General features: G+C 62.2%; 12 protein-coding genes and 3 pseudogenes. 8 read left to right on the forward strand and 7 right to left on the reverse strand.

What is annotated here, in order from left to right:
- Positions 1 to 833 (reverse strand): annotated as a pseudogene (locus tag HLUSI_RS28435) (carbohydrate kinase family protein); the annotation flags it as partial.
- A 54-nt stretch (positions 834 to 887) separates the two neighbouring features.
- A complete protein-coding gene (locus tag HLUSI_RS0112590; RefSeq protein ID WP_016834310.1) occupies positions 888 to 1,850 on the reverse strand; it encodes a sugar-binding transcriptional regulator in 963 nt (320 codons plus the stop codon).
- Between the two features lie 280 nt (positions 1,851 to 2,130).
- On the opposite strand from HLUSI_RS0112590, the gene HLUSI_RS0112595 reads away from it, so the two are divergent.
- From HLUSI_RS0112595 to HLUSI_RS0112630, 8 genes and pseudogenes are all read left to right on the forward strand, one after another.
- Positions 2,131 to 3,465 carry an ABC transporter substrate-binding protein gene (locus tag HLUSI_RS0112595; RefSeq protein ID WP_040503443.1) on the forward strand — a complete coding sequence of 445 codons (1,335 nt, stop codon included), beginning with the start codon at positions 2,131 to 2,133 and terminating at the stop codon, positions 3,463 to 3,465.
- 124 nt (positions 3,466 to 3,589) lie between these two features.
- Positions 3,590 to 4,572: pseudogene (locus tag HLUSI_RS28440) on the forward strand (carbohydrate ABC transporter permease).
- A 29-nt stretch (positions 4,573 to 4,601) separates the two neighbouring features.
- Positions 4,602 to 5,384, forward strand: a pseudogene (locus tag HLUSI_RS0112605) (carbohydrate ABC transporter permease); the annotation flags it as partial.
- Between the two features lie 12 nt (positions 5,385 to 5,396).
- Complete coding sequence (locus HLUSI_RS0112610; RefSeq protein ID WP_016834313.1) at positions 5,397 to 6,086, forward strand: HAD-IA family hydrolase; 690 nt, start codon at positions 5,397 to 5,399, stop codon at positions 6,084 to 6,086.
- 33 nt (positions 6,087 to 6,119) lie between these two features.
- A complete protein-coding gene (gene ugpC, locus HLUSI_RS0112615; protein ID WP_016834314.1) occupies positions 6,120 to 7,235 on the forward strand; it encodes a sn-glycerol-3-phosphate ABC transporter ATP-binding protein UgpC in 1,116 nt (371 codons plus the stop codon).
- A gap of 23 nt (positions 7,236 to 7,258) precedes the next feature.
- Positions 7,259 to 8,671 (forward strand): D-arabinitol 4-dehydrogenase, encoded by a 1,413-nt coding sequence (dalD, locus tag HLUSI_RS0112620; protein ID WP_016834315.1) that lies wholly within the window; start codon positions 7,259 to 7,261, stop codon positions 8,669 to 8,671.
- Positions 8,672 to 8,755: 84 nt separating this feature from the next.
- Positions 8,756 to 10,237 (forward strand): xylulokinase, encoded by a 1,482-nt coding sequence (gene xylB, locus HLUSI_RS0112625; protein ID WP_029363457.1) that lies wholly within the window; start codon positions 8,756 to 8,758, stop codon positions 10,235 to 10,237.
- Between the two features lie 135 nt (positions 10,238 to 10,372).
- Positions 10,373 to 11,728 carry an ABC transporter substrate-binding protein gene (locus tag HLUSI_RS0112630; RefSeq protein ID WP_016834317.1) on the forward strand — a complete coding sequence of 452 codons (1,356 nt, stop codon included), beginning with the start codon at positions 10,373 to 10,375 and terminating at the stop codon, positions 11,726 to 11,728.
- Positions 11,729 to 11,815: 87 nt separating this feature from the next.
- On the opposite strand, the gene HLUSI_RS0112635 is transcribed toward HLUSI_RS0112630, so the two are convergent.
- From HLUSI_RS0112635 to HLUSI_RS31055, 5 genes are all read right to left on the reverse strand, one after another.
- Positions 11,816 to 13,378 carry a methyl-accepting chemotaxis protein gene (locus HLUSI_RS0112635; RefSeq protein WP_016834318.1) on the reverse strand — a complete coding sequence of 521 codons (1,563 nt, stop codon included), beginning with the start codon at positions 13,376 to 13,378 and terminating at the stop codon, positions 11,816 to 11,818.
- A 61-nt stretch (positions 13,379 to 13,439) separates the two neighbouring features.
- On the reverse strand, positions 13,440 to 14,237 hold the full coding sequence (locus HLUSI_RS0112640; RefSeq protein WP_016834319.1) for a BPSS1780 family membrane protein: 798 nt from the start codon (positions 14,235 to 14,237) through the stop codon (positions 13,440 to 13,442).
- Between the two features lies 1 nt (position 14,238).
- Positions 14,239 to 15,207 carry a homoserine kinase gene (locus tag HLUSI_RS0112645; protein WP_016834320.1) on the reverse strand — a complete coding sequence of 323 codons (969 nt, stop codon included), beginning with the start codon at positions 15,205 to 15,207 and terminating at the stop codon, positions 14,239 to 14,241.
- Between the two features lie 69 nt (positions 15,208 to 15,276).
- Positions 15,277 to 15,663 carry a hypothetical protein gene (locus tag HLUSI_RS0112650; protein WP_016834321.1) on the reverse strand — a complete coding sequence of 129 codons (387 nt, stop codon included), beginning with the start codon at positions 15,661 to 15,663 and terminating at the stop codon, positions 15,277 to 15,279.
- 190 nt (positions 15,664 to 15,853) lie between these two features.
- A partial coding sequence (locus HLUSI_RS31055; protein WP_016834322.1) for a L,D-transpeptidase Cds6 family protein occupies positions 15,854 to 16,728 on the reverse strand: 875 nt, incomplete at its 5' end.

Consider the following 16,728-nt stretch of genomic DNA (forward strand, 5'->3'; position numbering starts at 1 on the left):
ATAAGCCCCCGCCCGCGCCGCCGACAACGCCGCCGCAGCAGCAGCGCACTGTAAATGCGTCAACACCGGCGCATCCGCCTGACGCAAAATGCTGGCAATCCAGCCGCCCATCGACGCATCACCGCAACCGACGGTATCGATTACCTCAACCCGATAAGCAGGCTGGTCGACAACGCTTTCTCCCTTGATCCATGACAAGCCATCCCCCCCGCGCGTGAACAGGATTTCCGCCTGCGGCGCCAAAGCCTTCAACGTAGCCAACGGTTGCGCATCGCCGGGAAACAACTTTTCCAGGTCTTCATCCGACACCTTCACGTAATGCGACAACGCCAGCAGCTTGCGCATCAGCACGTGATAGCCGGGCTGATCCATCAGCTTGCGCCAGTTCGGATCGAAGGCGACGCGCTTGCCGCGTTGCGCACCTTCCGTGGCAATCGCCAGCAGGCGCGAAGCCAGCGGTTCACGGGTCAGGCTGATGCAGCCGAAGTGCAATACGCGCGCTTCATCCATCCAGCCGGCAGGCAATTTTCTCGGATCGAAATGCAGGTCGGCGCTGTCGTCGCCGACGAAGAAATAATTGGGCGGCGTGGTCGAGGTCACCATCGCCAGCAGCGGCGATTTGTCGACCTGCTGCAGATAGCGCATGTCGAGTCCGGCCTCTTGCGTGAGCACGCGCAACTCTTCGCCGAAAACGTCGCTGCTGACGCTGCCGGCATAGCCGGTCGCCACCCCAAGCCGGGCGCCGACGGCAGGGCGCGCCACTCGCCGCCGGGCTGGCGGATGAAGTCGGTCAGGGCTTCGCCGAAGACGACGAATTCGATAGGGTGTGGCATGGAATGTCTCCGTAATGCTGACGCTGAAATTGTTGTTCTGGTGCTGCCTGAGATTCAGTCCTGCAATGCAAACTGGGCGCAGTACTCGTCGGTGACGAGGCCGGTCAGCCAGCCGCCGCGCAAGGCGCCGCGCACCGCTTCGGCTTTCTTGCGACCGCCGGCCAGTGCGATGACGGGCTTGGCCGGCGGTGAACTGAGCGGCGGCGTGGTGATGCGTGCGGCCAGCGGCGAGCGCAGCATTTTTCCGGCGACGTCGAAGGCGTGGCAGATCAGTTCTCCGACCGCGCCCTGCTTTTGCAATTGCGCCACTTCCTCGTCGTCGATAAAGCCGTCTTCATGCATCGCACCCTGCAGCGCAATCGTGCCGATGCCGAGGAAGGTGACGTCGGCGCGTTGCGCCAGGCCGGTGACGATCTGGTAGGCGCGATGGTTGCACCATTGCTTGCGATCGGCTTCGTTCTCCGCTACGCGCGGCGCCGGCAGAAGATAAAAGCGGCTCTGCATTTTTTCGGCGGCGAGCAGGGCAACGTCGTAGCGATTGGCCGATCCGTCGGAAGCGAAGGCGCCGATCATCGAGACGATCTGATGTTGCGGCCGCTCCATGTCGGTGATTTTTTCGATCGCCGCCTTGAGGGTGCGGCCCGAGCCGACGTTGACGATCAACGGCGCTTCCTGTCGCAGGAATTGCTCCATCAGTTCGGCGCCGGCGACGGCCAGCATCTGCTGCACGCCTTGGGCGTCATCGTCACCGCTGGCGCCGGCATTACTCGGCACCACGCGGCAGACCTCCAGGCCGTAACGCTGCTGCAGGCCTTGCGCCAGCTCCAGGCAGGATGAAATGGGATGGGTGATCTGCACCTTGACCAGGTTCGAGGCACCGGCATAAGCCACCATGCGCTGCGCCATCTGGCGCGAGATGCCGAGGCGCTCGGCGATTTCATTCTGGGTGTTGCCGGCGACGTAATACATCCACGCGGCGCGTGCCGCCAGGTCGAGTTTGGATGAGCTGGATGACATCGATTTTCCTTGTTGTGAACCTGCCGCTTCCCCTTCTGTATTGCTTGCGTCCGGCGGCGGTCGATCCGGCATTGTACGGACTTTGATCGCCTGTTTTGACGGCAGGTCAGACGTCATTATTATCAAAATTGAACATTTGCTCAACAAAAAAGCAAATGCTTGACAATTTTTTCTCAATGTTTGATTATTTGCTCGCAAACAGATTTTTTGCTCATAAAACTACATCGAGGCGAGGAGGGCGGCAACGCTAATCCTCAGTCCGCACACAATGGAGACAAGCATGAAACTTCGCGCCCCCGCACTTCCGTCGGCACGCCTTGCTGCCGCGATAGCAATCCTCGGCACGGCCGGTTTGGCCTTCGCAGAACCCGTCACACTGAACATCGCGTCCATCAACAACCCCGACATGATCGAACTGCAAAAGCTGTCGCCGCAGTTTGAAAAAGCCAATCCCGACATCAAGCTGCGCTGGGTCACGATGGAAGAGAGCGTGCTGCGTCAGCGCCTGACCACCGACATCGCCACCAACAGCGGCCAGTTCGATCTGATGACCATCGGCGCGTATGAGGCGCCGATCTGGGCCAAGAAAGGCTGGCTGGCGCCGATGACCGGCCTGCCCGCCGACTACGACGAAGCCGACCTGATCAAGACCGTGCGCGAAGGCCTGACCAGCGACGGCAAGCTGTACGCGCTGCCGTTTTATGCGGAAAGCTCGATGACCTATTACCGCAAGGATCTGTTCGCGCAAAAGAACCTGAAGATGCCGGAGAAACCGACCTGGGAAGAGATCGGCAAACTGGCTGCGCAACTGCATGACCCGGCCAAGGGCGTCTACGGCATCTGCCTGCGCGGACGCGCAGGCTGGGGTGAAAACATGGCGCTGGTCGGCACCATGGTCAATGCTTACGGCGGTCGCTGGTTCGATGAAAAATGGCAGCCGCAGCTCGACACGCCGGAGTGGAAACAGGCCGTCAATTTCTACGTCGACCTGATGCGCAAGTCCGGTCCGCCGGGGGCCAGCTCCAACGGTTTCAATGAAAACCTGGTGCTGTTCTCGGGCGGCAAATGCGGCATGTGGGTAGACGCCACCGTTGCCGCCGGCATGCTGTACCACGGCAAGGATTCCAAGGTGTCCGACAAGGTCGCGTTCGCGCCGGCGCCGATGGCGACCACCGACAAGGGATCGCATTGGTTGTGGATCTGGTCGCTGGCCGTGCCGAAGTCGTCCAAGTCGCAGGACGCCGCCAGGAAGTTCGCCGCCTGGGCCACTTCCAAGGACTACATCAAGCTGGTCGCCAAGGATAGCGGCTGGGCATTGGTGCCGCCGGGCACGCGCACTTCGACTTACGCTTCCGCCGAGTACAAGAAGGCATCGCCGTTCTCCGACTTCGTCCTCGATGCGATCCAGAAGGCCGACGCCAACAACCCGACCGTCAAGCCGGTGCCTTACACCGGCATCCAGTTCGCGACGATTCCCGAGTTCCAGTCGATCGGCACCATCACCGGCCAGGCGATTGCCGGCGCGCTGGCAGGGAAGGGCCCCGCCGACGCAGCGTTGAAGACCGCGCAGGCGCAGACCGTGCGAATGATGAAGCAGGGACGTTACATCAAGTAATTGCCCGTATCGTTGTGCGTTCGCCCGGCTTGACGCCGGGCGGCGCATGAAACCTGCCTTGCCGAATTCCGCCGGATCGTCTGCAGCATGACGCCGGCCCGAACCTGATTGCATCGAGGCCGCCATGTCGTCGATATCGAATACTTCTCCCATGTCTTCCGAAGCCAGCGCTTCAACGCCATCCACGCAAAAATCCCGGCGCGGCAAACGCGCGGGCGGAAAACACACGGGCGAAAAACGCTTCCTGCCGATTCGCCTGTTGCAGACGCCGGCGGTGGCGCTGCTGTTCCTGTGGATGATCGTGCCGCTGGCGATGACGGTGTATTTCTCCTTCAATCGCTACAACCTGATGTCGCCGGACCAGACCGGTTTCGTCGGGTTGGAGAATTACCAGTTCCTGCTGGAGGATCCCGCCTTCTGGCCGTCGATCGCCAACACCGCCTTGCTGATCGGCTCGGTGTTGTGCATCAGCGTGATCGGCGGCACCTTGCTGGCGGTGCTGTTTGATCAACCGTTCCGCGGTCGCGGCATTGCGCGCCTGCTGGTGATCGGACCGTTCTTCGTGATGCCGACCGTGGCCGCGCTGATCTGGAAGAACATGATCATGCATCCGGTCTACGGCATGCTGGCCTTCGTCATGCGTCATCTGGGAATGGCGCCGATCGACTGGCTCGCCGAATATCCGATGCTGTCGGTAATCATCATCGTGTCGTGGCAATGGATACCGTTCGCTTTCCTGATCTTGCTGACCGCGCTGCAATCCCTTGATGGCGATCAGAAGGAGGCCGCCCAGCTTGACGGCGCCCCTGGGTCCGCATTTTCTTCTACATCGTGCTGCCGCACCTGAAGCGCGCGATCACCGTGGTGATCATGATCGAAACCATTTTCCTGCTGTCGGTATTCGCGGAAATCTTCACCACCACGGCTGGCGGTCCCGGCACGGAAACCACCAATCTGACTTACCTGGTGTACTCGATCGGCCTGCAGCAATTCGACATCGGCATCGCGTCGGCGGGCGGCATCTTCGCCGTGGTGCTGGCGAACATCGTCTCGTTCTTCCTGGTGCGCATGCTGGCGAAGAACCTGAAAGGAGCGAACGAAAAATGAACGATCAAAAGAAAAGTCCGCTCTGGGTCGGCTTGCTGGCCTGGACCTGCGCCATCATCCTGTTCTTCCCGATTTTCTGGGTCGCCGTGACGGCGTTCAAGACCGAGCACCAGGCTTATATGCCGAGCCTGATCTTCATGCCGACGCTGGATACCTTCCGTGAAGTCTTCGAGCGCAGCAACTACCTGGCCTTCGTGAAGAACTCGATGATCGTCTCGCTAGGTTCGACCTTGCTGTCGTTGCTGATCGCGGTGCCGGCGGCGTATTCGATGGCCTTCTTCCCGACCGGCCGCACGCAGAAGTTGTTGCTGTGGATGCTATCCACCAAGATGATGCCGGCCGTCGGCGTGCTGGTGCCGATCTACCTGCTGGCCAAGAACAGCGGCATGCTCGATTCGGTGACCGGCCTGACACTGATCTATACGCTGATCAATCTGCCGATTGCGGTGTGGATGGCGTTCACCTATTTCAACGACGTGCCGAAAGAAATCCTCGAGGCGGCGCGCATCGACGGCGCCAACGCCTGGCAGGAAATGCTGTACCTGCTGCTGCCGACCGCCATGCCGGGACTGGCATCGACCGCGTTGCTGCTGATCATCCTGTCCTGGAACGAAGCCTTCTGGAGCCTCAACCTGACCAGCGTCGACGCCGCCCCGCTGACGGTGTTCATCGCCTCTTACTCGAATCCGGAAGGCCTGTTCTGGGCCAAGCTGTCGGCCGCGTCCTTGCTGGCGATCGCGCCTATCATGGCGCTCGGCTGGCTGGCGCAGAAGCAACTGGTGCGCGGCCTGACCTTCGGCGCCGTGAAGTAAATGAAAGGAAACATGAAGCCGGCCATCACCCATCTCGTCTGCGATTGCGACGGCGTGCTGCTCGACAGCGAGAGCATCGCCCTGCGCGTGCTGCATGAACATCTGCTGCCGCTGCTGGAGAATCCCGCCAACGGCGACAAGCTGCATCGCGCGATTGCTTCCCGCCTCGGCATGTTCACGGAATTATTGCTCGACGAACTCGAGTTCGGCTTCGGCCTGAACGCTGCGCAATATGCCGACATCAACACCGCCGTCGGCATTGCCTGCGGCGATGAAGTGCAGCTGGTGCCGGGCATCGCCGAGGCCTTGCAGAAAATCGATCTGCCCAAGGCGGTCGCCAGCAACAGCAGCACCGATCGCATCGTCAAAGGCTTGCAGCGCTGCGATTTGCTGGCGCTGTTCGACGGCCACATTCACAGCGCGCACGACGTCGGCCGGCCCAAACCGGCGCCGCATGTTTATCTTGCGGCAGCGGCGGGCTACGGTGTCGCGCCTCAGCACTGCGTCGCGGTCGACGACAGCGTCACCGGCGTGCGTGCCGCCAGCAGCGCCGGCATGCGCGTGCTTGGTTTCACCGGCGTGGCGCACGACCGTCACGGCATGCGCCAGAAGCTGCTCGACGCCGGCGCCGAACTGGTATTTGAAGATATGCAGGAATTGCCGGCGCTGATCGAGGCCTTATTGACCGAACAGGCTGCATAAGCAAGCAAAAAACCACGAAACAAGGAGATCACCATGGCAGCCGTCACCATCAGAAACCTCGCCAAGCGCTACGACGACAATGAAGTGATGCGCGACATCAACCTCGACATCGACGACGGAGAATTCGTCGTCTTCGTCGGTCCGTCCGGTTGCGGCAAGTCGACCTTGCTGCGCATGATCGCCGGCCTCGAAGACATCAGCGCCGGAGAACTCAACATCGGCGAGCGGCGCATGAACGATGTGCCGGCCGCCAAGCGCGGCATCGCCATGGTGTTCCAGTCGTATGCGCTGTATCCGCACATGACGCTGTACGACAACATGGCTTTCGGCCTCAAGATCGCCGGCAAGTCAAAGACCGAGATCGACAGCGCCGTGCAGCACGCGGCCAAGATCCTGCACATCGATCACCTGCTCGACCGCAAGCCGCGCGCCTTGTCCGGCGGACAACGCCAGCGCGTCGCCATCGGCCGCGCGATCACGCGCCAGCCCAGCGTGTTCCTGTTCGATGAGCCGCTATCGAATCTGGATGCCGCCTTGCGCGTGAAGATGCGTTTGGAGTTTTCCAAACTGCATGAGGATCTCAAGACCACCATGATCTACGTCACGCATGACCAGATCGAAGCCATGACGCTGGCCGACAAGATCGTCGTGCTGTCGGAGGGACGGATCGAGCAGGTCGGTACGCCGCAGCAGCTGTATCACCACCCGGCCAATCGCTTTGTGGCGGGCTTCATCGGTTCGCCCAAGATGAATTTCATCGACGGCGTCATTGCCGGCATCGGTCCGGACGGTGTGCTGGTGCACCTGCCGGGCGGCGGACGTCAACTGGCTGCGGTCGAGGCCGGCACGCTCAAGGTCGGCGACAAGGTGACGCTGGGTATCCGTCCCGAGCATCTCGCCATCGTCACTGAACAGCCGATGCTGCAGGCGCATTACACGGCGCTGGAACTGCTGGGCGATTTTTCTTATCTGTACGCCGCCGCGGATGCGTCCGACGAGCCGCTGATCCTGCGCGTGCCGGACACCCTGCAGCTGGCTTCCCGCAGCGTCATCGGCGTGGGCGCCGAGGCGCATCGCTGCCATCTGTTTCGTGAGGACGGCAGCGCGGTGACGCGCCTGCTGCGCGATCCGGCCATGGCGGTGCATTGAGAAGCAGGAAGACAGAGGACAACATGACGAACCATGATTCAAAAAATGACCTGGTCTGGCTGCACATCGGCGCCGGATCGTTCCATCGCGCCCATCAGGCGGTCTACCTGCATCGCCTGCGCGAGCGCGGCAATGACGACGATCGCCGCTGGCAGCTGGCGCTCGGCAACATCCGCGCCGACATGACGCCGCTGCTGAAAGAGCTGGAGCAAAGCGAAGGCCGCTACACGCTGGAAACGGTGACGCCGCAGGGGCAGCGCGCCTATGAGACGATCCGCGCCATCCGCGACATCGTACCCTGGGACGCGCAGCTGAAAAGCCTGGTCAGGACCGGCGCCGAACCGCGCACGCGCGTGATCTCGTTTACCGTGACCGAGGGCGGCTATTATCTCGACCACGAGCATCTGCTGGATGTGCACAATCCCGATCTGGCGGCCGATATCGGCGGCGACCGTCGCACCATCTACGGCGCCGTGACGGCGATTCTGCAAGCACGCCAGGACGGCAATGCCGGCGGCGTGACGCTGCTCAATTGCGACAACCTGCGCCACAACGGCGAGCGCTTCTTCTACGGTCTGCAGCAATTCCTGGCCTTGCGCGGCCATCATCAGTTGCTGGAATGGGTGCGCGCCAATGTCGCCAGCCCCAATTCCATGGTCGATCGCATCACGCCGCGTCCGACCGACGCCGTACGGCAGCGAGTGAAAGAAGCCACCGGCGTCGACGATCCATGCGCGCTGATGGCCGAGTCTTTCATCCAATGGGTGATCGAGGACGATTTCAAGGCAGGCCGTCCGGCGCTGGAAAAAGTCGGGGTCGAAATGGTGGCGTCGGTGTTGCCCTATGAAGAGGCCAAGATCCGCATCCTCAACGCCAGTCACAGCTGTATCGCCTGGGCAGGCACCATGATCGGCCTCGACTATATCCACGAAGGCACGGTGCACGAAGACATCCGCCGCATGGCTTACGACTACATCACGCAAGACGTGATTCCATGCCTGACGCCGAGCCCGCTGGATCTCGAGGCGTATCGCGACATGACCTTGGCGCGTTTCGCCAACCCCGCGATCCAGGACACCAACCAGCGTGTGGCGGCGGATGGCTTCTCGAAGATCCCCGGCTTCATTCTTCCTACCATTGCGGACAGCCTGGGGCGTGGCCACCAGCCGCACGCCACCGCGCAAGTGGCGGCGCTGTTCTTTGCCTTTCTGCAGCGCTGGCGGCGCGGCGAGCTGGCGTATGAATACCAGGACGGCGTGTTCGATCCGACGGCGGTCCGGGCGATGCTGGAAAGTCCCGATCCGGTGCGCGCCTATTGCCACGATCCGTTGCTGTGGGGTGAACTGGCCGGCAGCATCCAGCTCGAGCGGCTGTTGCGCGAAGGAATAGTCGTTGTGAACGCCTGGCTCGCCGCCTCGACTAAAATGCCCGTTTAGCACTGCTGAAAAGACCTCGCCGCGTCTCAGGAAAGGGCGTCGGTGCAGCCGGGGATGGACAACAATCACAAGACAGGGAGCACCATGTATCTGGGGATAGACCTTGGTACGTCGGAAGTCAAAGCGGTCGTCATCGACGCCGAAGGAAAACTGCTGGCGCTGGCGGGTTCGCCGCTGACGGTGTCGCGTCCGCATCCGCGTTGGTCGGAGCAGGATCCGCAGCATTGGTGGCGCGCCGCTGGCGACACCGTCGCCAGCCTGCGCGAGCAATTGGGCGCCGAACGTTTCGCCGGCATCCGCGCCATCGGCCTGTCCGGGCAGATGCACGGCGCGGTCCTGCTGGATGCGCAAGACCGCGTCCTGCGTCCGGCGATCCTGTGGAGCGACTCGCGCAGCACCGATGAATGCGCAGAACTGACCCGGCGTTGGAATGAGTCCGGCGACTTGCATCAGCGCGCCGGCAATCTGGCGATGCCCGGATTCACCGCACCCAAGCTGCTGTGGGTGGCGCGTCACGAGCCGCAACTTTTTGCCGAGGTCGCCTGTGTGTTGCTGCCCAAGGATTGGTTGCGGTTGCAGATGACGGGACGCAAGATATCGGATCCTTCCGACGCCGCCGGCACGCTTTGGCTCGACGTGGCGCAGCGCGACTGGTCGGATGCTTTGCTGGCCGCGGGCGGCATGCGCCGCGGACAGATGCCAGACCTGGCCGATGGCAGCGCCGCTGCCGGTTTCCTGCTGCCGGAAGTGGCGCGGGACTGGGGATTGGCGGATGACGTGGTGGTGGCGGGCGGCGCCGGCGACGGCGCGGCGAGCGCGGTCGGCATCGGTGCGGTGCGGCCGGGCGATGGCTTCCTGTCGCTCGGCACCTCGGGTGTACTGTTCGTGGTCAATGACAAATTCCGGCCCAATCCGGCGCGTGCGATTCACGCCTTTTGCCATACGTTGCCGCAGCGCTGGCACCAGATGAGCGTGATGCTGTCGGCGGCGAGTTGCCTGCGCTGGTTCTGCCGCCTGTGCAGCGTCGACGAGAAAACGCTGCTGCAGGAAGTCGCGGCGCTCGATGACGAAGCCTTGGCAAATGCGCCGCTGTTTTTACCCTATCTGTCCGGCGAACGCACGCCGCACAATGATCCCTATGCGCTCGGCGTATTCCACGGCCTCTCGCACGAACATCAGCGCGCCGCGCTGGCCTATGCGGTATTGGAAGGCGTGAGTTTCGGCATGGTCGACGGCCTCGATGCCTTGCGTGCCGCCGGCACCGATGTGCAGCAACTGTCGCTGGTCGGCGGCGGCGCACGCAGCGCTTACTGGGCGCAGTTGCTCAGCGACGCGCTCGACGTGCGCATCGTCACCCACGTTGGCAGCGAAGCCGGTGGCGCGTTGGGTGCGGCCCGGCTGGCGTGGTTGGCTGACGGCGGCAGCGAAGAGATGGTGTGCCGCAAACCGCCGCAGCAGGATTGCTACGAACCGCGACGCGCGCGCCACGCGCAACTGCAACCGCGTTTGCAGCGCTACCGGCATATTTACCAGCCGTGGGAGCCGTTGCCGTCCGGCTCTGCCTGAGGCTGCATGCGCTCCTTGCGCTGCGGCAATCAAGCCGTTTTTCATTAAAAAGACACTCGCTTGACTTGCCGCAGGCCTTGTCTGATGATCCCCTGAACAGGCCGGAAACCATTCCAACGCCCAGGGGGAAACTGCATGAAACTTTACGCTCACGCCCACTGCGGCGCGTTCGCGCGATGGCTGCCCCTGCTTGCCATTCTTTTTAGCCTGCTTTGCCCGGGCTTTGCCGGCGCCGATGCGGTCAGCGTCGTCAACATCGCCACTACCAACAACCCCGACATGCTGGTGCTGCAACGGCTGTCGTCGGTGTTTGAAAAATCCCATCCCGATATCCGGCTCAACTGGCACGTCATGGACGAAGGCGTGTTGCGCGAGCGCGTGACGACCGACATCACGACCAGCGGCGGGAAGTTCGACCTGATGACCATCGGCCTGATGTCGACGCCGCTGTGGGCGGAACAGGGATGGCTGCTGCCGATGGATGACTTGCCATCCGGCTATGATGTGGACGACTTGCTCAAGCCGGTGCGTGAGGGCCTGAGCGTGGATGGCAAGCTCTATGCGCTGCCGTTCTACGCCGAAAGCTCGATGACCTACTACCGCAAGGATCTCTTCGAGCAGAAGAAGCTGACCATGCCGCAGCGCCCGACCTGGGACGAGATCGCCAAGCTGGCCGCGCAACTGCATGACCCGGCCAAGGGCGTCTATGGCATCTGCCTGCGCGGTCGCGCCGGCTGGGGCGAGAACATGGCCCTGATCGGCACCATGGTCAATGCGCATGGCGGCCGCTGGTTCGACGAGAAATGGCAACCGCAACTCGATACGCCGGAGTGGGCGCAGGCGGTCGGCCTGTATGTCGACCTGCTGCGCAAATACGGTCCGGCCGATGCGGTGCAGAACGGCTTCAACGAGAACCTGGCGCTGTTCGCCGCGGGCAAGTGCGCCATGTGGATCGACGCCACCGTCGCGGCCGGAACGCTCTATCACGGCAAAAATTCCAAGGTGTTCGACAAGACCGCTTTCGTGGCGGCGCCGACCGCGACCACGGCGAAGGGCGCGCAGTGGCTATGGGTGTGGGCGCTGGCGGTTCCTCATTCCTCAAATTCAAAAGAGGCGGCCAAGAAATTCGCCGTATGGGCAACCTCCAAAGAATACATCCGGCTGGTCGCGGAGAAGGATGGCTGGGGCCTGGCGCCGCCCGGCACACGCGAGTCGACCTACGCGTCGGTCGGGTACCTGAGGGCCTCGCCATATGCGGATTTCGTTCTGAACGCGATTCGGAGTGCCGACCCCGACAGTCCCACGCTCAAACCGGTTCCTTATGTGGGTATTCAGCTTGTGACGATCCCGGAGTTTCCGAGCATCGGCACCTTCACCGGCCAGGCCATCGCGCGTGCGCTGGCGGGCCGCAGCAGCGTGGAAGCCGCGTTGAAGACTTCGCAGACCATCACGATGCGCCTGATGCAGCAGGGCCGCTACATCAAGTATTGAAACGACTGCGGCGAGCATGAAAAAAGGCAGGCGGAGAAAATTCCGACTGCCTTTTCTTTTTATCGCAGCTTCACGCTGCCGCAAGGTTTATTGATGCTGGAACTTGAACACCGAGATTGCCTGCAACAGGCGGCCGGTCTGTTCTTCCAGGCTGCCCGCTGCTGCTGCGGCCTGTTCCACCAGCGCGGCGTTCTGCTGGGTGCTTTCATCCATGTCGGTGACGGCCTGATGCACCTGCGTGATGCCGACGCTTTGCTGCTGGGTGGCCACGGTGATTTCGTTCATGATGCCGGTCACGCGTTTGACCGATTCGACGATCTCGGTCATGGTGTTGCGCGCGTCGTCGACCAACCGGTTGCCGATGTCGACCTTTTCCACCGAATCTTCGATCAGCGTCTTGATTTCCTTGGCGGCGCCGGCCGAGCGCTGCGCCAGGCTGCGCACCTCGGAGGCCACAACCGCAAAACCCCGGCCCTGTTCACCGGCACGCGCCGCTTCGACCGCGGCGTTCAGCGCCAGGATATTGGTCTGGAAGGCGATGCTGTCGATCAGGCTGATGATGTCGACGATCTTCTTCGACGATGCGCTGATCTCGCTCATCGTGCTGCCGGTCTTGGCTACCACGTCGCCGCCCTTGACCGCAATCGCCGAGGCTGACGCCGCCAGTTGATTGGCTTGCAGCGCGCTGTCGGCGTTCTGGCGCACGGTGGTCGCCAGCTGTTCCATGCTTGATGCGGTTTCCTCGAGATTGGAAGCCTGCGATTCGGTGCGATGCGACAAGTCCATGTTGCCGGTGGCGATCTCGCGCGTGGCGCCGTTGATCGACTCGACGTTGGAGCGCACGTCGCCGATGATCGCGGTGAGATTGATGTTCATCTGGCGCAGGGCACGCAGCAGGCGGCCGATTTCATCGTGGCGGCCGGATTCGGCGCGGTTCGACAAGTCGCCGCCGGTGATCGCGTAAGTCGCCAGCAGCGCTGCCTGGATCGGGCGCACCAGCGCGCTGTGCAGCGCGTACCAGATGTAGAGCGTGATCAGCATGGTGGCGATACAGATGCCGGTGTTGAGCATGCTGTGATCGGTCAGGAAGCTCACGCTCGCGGCCACCAGTTGCAGGCCCAGCAGGGTGATCATCGACAAGTTGATGCGGGTGTTCAGCTGGATCTTGCCGAGCTTGGCGACCCAGCCCTTGAGGCCGGTCCTGACGACGTTGCCCTGCTCGATGGCGATGCCCTTGGCTTTGCCCTTGCGCAGGTCGGCATAGAGCTTTTCGGCGCCGGCGACGTCCTGTCGCGAGGGCTTGGTGCGCACCGACATGTAGCCGATGACCTGGCCTTTTTCGCGTACCGGCGTGATGTTGGCGAGTACCCAGTAGTGGTCGCCGCACTTGCGGCGATTCTTGACCAGGCCGGTCCAGGGAATACCTTTTTTGACGGTTTTCCACATGTCGGCGAAAGCTTCGGCCGGCATGTCGGGATGGCGCACGATGTTCTGCGGCGCACCCATCAATTCTTCTTCGTGGAATCCGCTGACTTCGATGAAGTAGGGATTGACGTAGGTGATATTGCCCTTCAGATCGGTTTTGGAGACGATCGATTTGCCGTCTTGTAATTCATACTCGGCATTGGTGACCGGCAGGTTCATGCGCATCTTTTTTCCCCGTGACAGCTGCATTGTGGTGGTAGTTATGTTTTGCCTTTTCGGCAAGTATTTACCTTGCGCTGTCGTCGCTCACTGGAACGGGTGCTTCGTCGCGCGGGGGCTTGCCAAAGACTGCAGTGTAAGTGGGGTAGAAAGAGCAATACATGACCACGGTCAATATTATCGACAATGGCAGCAAAATAAATACGATCACCGTCATGTTGTTGAACAGTAATGCAACGATGGTGCTGATGGTGGCCGGCAGCAGCACGCCGATCACCAGCCAGGCCAGGCCGTAGACCGTGAAGGCCTTGGCGGCGCGGCGCACGGCGAAGAAGCTGTAGAACAGCGCCTTGCCCAGCGGCATCTTGTGCCAGGCGATCAAAGGTGCGGCGAACCAGAACGCCATTGCCGCCGGGATGTACACCAGCGCGGCCACGATCATGGCCAGGCGCAGGTTGCTGCCTTCGATGTCCTTGGGATCCAGGCCGGGGCCGGTCATGGCTTTCCAGAAGGCGCCGCCGTCGACCAGCGTCGACACCGCGACCGCCGCAAACGCGGCCAGCAGATACAGCACGCCCAGCACCAGCAGCGTGCGCAGCGCCGGCGAGCGGAAGCCGACCAGCAGCAGGCTCGGATAGACGCGTTTGCCTTCCTCGATCTGGCGGCAGGCTTGCATGAACGACATGGCGAACACCGGCACCAGGATCAGCGGCAGCAACTGGCCGATGATGGGCAGGATGCCCAGCGCCAGCATCAGGAACATGTAGCTCAGGAACAGCGTCGACACTTCCGCAGGTTGTTTGCGGAACAGCGCCAGGCCTTCCTTGACCCAGAGCCAGCCGGTTTTTGCAGGCAATTTTTCCATATCAGTCATGTGGTCCGGGCAGGGGCGGGATGGCGCCGTTCACGCGTTGTCGCAGAATGCGTTCGAAGTGCGTGGGATCGTGCGGCGTCAGCATTTCGGCGGCGCGCGGCAGGTAGAAATCATACAGGCGCGACAGCCAGAAGCGCAGCGCGGCGGCGCGCAGCATCGCGCTCCAGGCTTGCTGCTCGGCCGCGCCGAACGGGCGCACCGCATGGTAGGCATCCAGCATGGCCTGCACGCGCGCGACGTCGAGCACGCCGCTGGCCAGGTCGATGCACCAGTCGTTGACGGTGACGGCCAGGTCGAACAGCCACGTGTCGCAACCGGCGAAATAGAAATCGAAGAAGCCGGTCAGGCGCGTGCCGACGAACATCGCGTTGTCGCGGAACAGGTCGGCGTGCACCGGGCCGTTGGGCAATTGCGCGTAAATGTCGGAGGCGGCGAAGTCTTCCTGGAATTGCATTTCGGCACGCAGCACCTGTTGCGTCTCGGCGTTGAGGTAGGGCAGCACCACCGGCGCGGTTTCGCGCCACCACGGCAGGCCGCGCAGATTCGGCTGGCGGATGCTGAAATCCTGCGCCGCCAGATGCATTTTTGCCAGCATTGCGCCGACTTCAGCGCAATGCACCGGCTCCGGCTTCGGCTGATACGCGCCTTCCAGCTTGGTCACGATCGAGGCGGGCTTGCCGTTGAGGGCATTGATGATGCTGCCGCTCTTGTTGGGGATAGGCGCCGGCACCAGCACGTCGCGCTGGGCCAGATGGCGCATCAGTTCCAGATAAAACGGCAGCTGCTCGAAACTCAGTTTTTCAAACAGCGTCAGGACGTACTCGCCGCTTTCGGTCGTGATGAAGAAATTGCTGTTCTCGATACCGGAAGAAATGCCTTTGACGGCCAGCGCTTTGCCGAGAGAAAACTGGGTGATCCAGCCTGAAAGGTCGTCCAGGCTGACCGGAGTAAAAACTGCCATGTGCGGAAATGATGAAGAACGATGGAAAATCCGGACGGGATGCCGTCCGGAAAGGATGAATACGATGTGTTACTTGCTGGCGTCGCCGGCTTCGCCTTCTTTGGCTTTTTTCTTGCCGCCCCAGTCGAATTCCTTGATCTGCCATTGCGCGCCGCTTGGCGGACCGCTTTGGACATCGCCCGGCGTTGAGCTGCCGAGTTGCTGGGTCGGCTTCACGTAATAGGTGCTTGGGCCCGATTTGACTTTGACTTCCTTGGTCTGGCCGTGGTCGCGGCGCTCGGTGATGCTGTTGCCGCTGCCTTGCTCTTCGCCCGGTTTCTTGATGGTCACGGCGGGCGGTTCGCCTTCTTCCAGGGTTTGCAGCTCAGGCGGCGGCGGGGCCGGCTTGTCCGAGATTGCCTGGGCGTGGGCCGACGAGGACAAGGACAGCATCAGCAGGGAGAAGCAAAGCGACATGGCGGACACAACGGACCGGCTTCTGGTAATCATGGGAACTCGCAATCTGGACAGGTTGACAGTAGGGGTTCATTGTAACAAACGAATCAGCCGGAGCCTGCATCCTCGCGAATGCGCTCCACCATATAGATGGGGGCGTGTTGCGGGGACTCAACCGAATTCTGACGAGGCGTTGCATTATCTTCGGCTATTATCTGCGGCTTGCTCCCGTCTTCCGGGCAGTTTCCTGCAGGATTTTCCAGGCGTCGCCGCGACGCACCAGCACCAGCGTCTTTGCGCCCGTTTCGACAAGCTGGTCGGAGAGGTAATTTTGGGTGAAGGCTACCGTCGCTTCGCTGCCGTCGCCGTTCATGGCGAGGCGCGGCGCGACGATCTCGACGGCGATGCGTTTGCGGCTGTCGATGCGCGATCGCCGTTGCGCTGCCCAGTCGTTGCGGCTTTCGCCGTTCGGGGTGCGGAAGTCGTCGGCGTAATAACTCAGATAGGCATCGACATCCTTGCGACTCCATGCCGCCGCCCAGTCGCGGACGGCAGCGAGTACGGCGGCCTGCTCCGAAGCGGCTGAGGTCGCGGCGGCAGCAGTGACCGCCGTAGCCGTTGCGGCGGCGGGAGGTGCAGCCGCGATGACATTCGCCGTGCGCGAGGCCGGGACAGCCGGACGTTTCAGGTCTGCCAGCGCCTGTCGGGCCGGCGCATAGTCCTGCGCCGCAGCGCGGCCATACCATTGCGCCGCCATCGCTTCGTCGGTGCGCACGCCGTAGCCGTTCTGATGCATCTTGCCGAGGCTGTATTGCGCCAGCGGCAGGCCGTGGGCTGCGGCCTTTTCGAACCAGGACAACGCCACGCGGAAATTCTGCGCGACGCCGTCGCCATTCAGGTAGATCGCCCCGAGATTGGCCTGCGCCAGCGTGTTGCCCTGTTGCGCCGATTTATTCAGCCACTCGATAGCCGACGCGGTGCTTTTCGGCACGCCATCGCCCAGCAGGTAGCTGGTGCCGAGGCTGAATTGCGCATTCGAATGGCCCTGGTGCGCGGCCTTTTGCAGCCACAGCGCGGCGGCCGCGC

Source organism: Herbaspirillum lusitanum P6-12 (assembly GCF_000256565.1).
Classification (GTDB): Bacteria; Pseudomonadota; Gammaproteobacteria; order Burkholderiales; family Burkholderiaceae_D; genus Herbaspirillum; species Herbaspirillum lusitanum.

What these genes read in the sequence shown, in the direction of transcription:
- ugpC (WP_016834314.1), top strand. Translation starts at nt 6,120, where the DNA reads ATGGCAGCCGTCACCATCAGAAACCTCGCCAAGCGCTACGACGACAAT.
- xylB (WP_029363457.1), top strand. Translation starts at nt 8,756, where the DNA reads ATGTATCTGGGGATAGACCTTGGTACGTCGGAAGTCAAAGCGGTCGTC.
- HLUSI_RS0112640 (WP_016834319.1), bottom strand. Translation starts at nt 14,237, where the DNA reads ATGGAAAAATTGCCTGCAAAAACCGGCTGGCTCTGGGTCAAGGAAGGC.
- HLUSI_RS0112630 (WP_016834317.1), top strand. Translation starts at nt 10,373, where the DNA reads ATGAAACTTTACGCTCACGCCCACTGCGGCGCGTTCGCGCGATGGCTG.
- HLUSI_RS0112610 (WP_016834313.1), top strand. Translation starts at nt 5,397, where the DNA reads ATGAAGCCGGCCATCACCCATCTCGTCTGCGATTGCGACGGCGTGCTG.
- HLUSI_RS0112595 (WP_040503443.1), top strand. Translation starts at nt 2,131, where the DNA reads ATGAAACTTCGCGCCCCCGCACTTCCGTCGGCACGCCTTGCTGCCGCG.
- HLUSI_RS0112650 (WP_016834321.1), bottom strand. Translation starts at nt 15,663, where the DNA reads ATGTCGCTTTGCTTCTCCCTGCTGATGCTGTCCTTGTCCTCGTCGGCC.
- HLUSI_RS0112590 (WP_016834310.1), bottom strand. Translation starts at nt 1,850, where the DNA reads ATGTCATCCAGCTCATCCAAACTCGACCTGGCGGCACGCGCCGCGTGG.
- HLUSI_RS0112645 (WP_016834320.1), bottom strand. Translation starts at nt 15,207, where the DNA reads ATGGCAGTTTTTACTCCGGTCAGCCTGGACGACCTTTCAGGCTGGATC.
- HLUSI_RS0112635 (WP_016834318.1), bottom strand. Translation starts at nt 13,378, where the DNA reads ATGCGCATGAACCTGCCGGTCACCAATGCCGAGTATGAATTACAAGAC.
- dalD (WP_016834315.1), top strand. Translation starts at nt 7,259, where the DNA reads ATGACGAACCATGATTCAAAAAATGACCTGGTCTGGCTGCACATCGGC.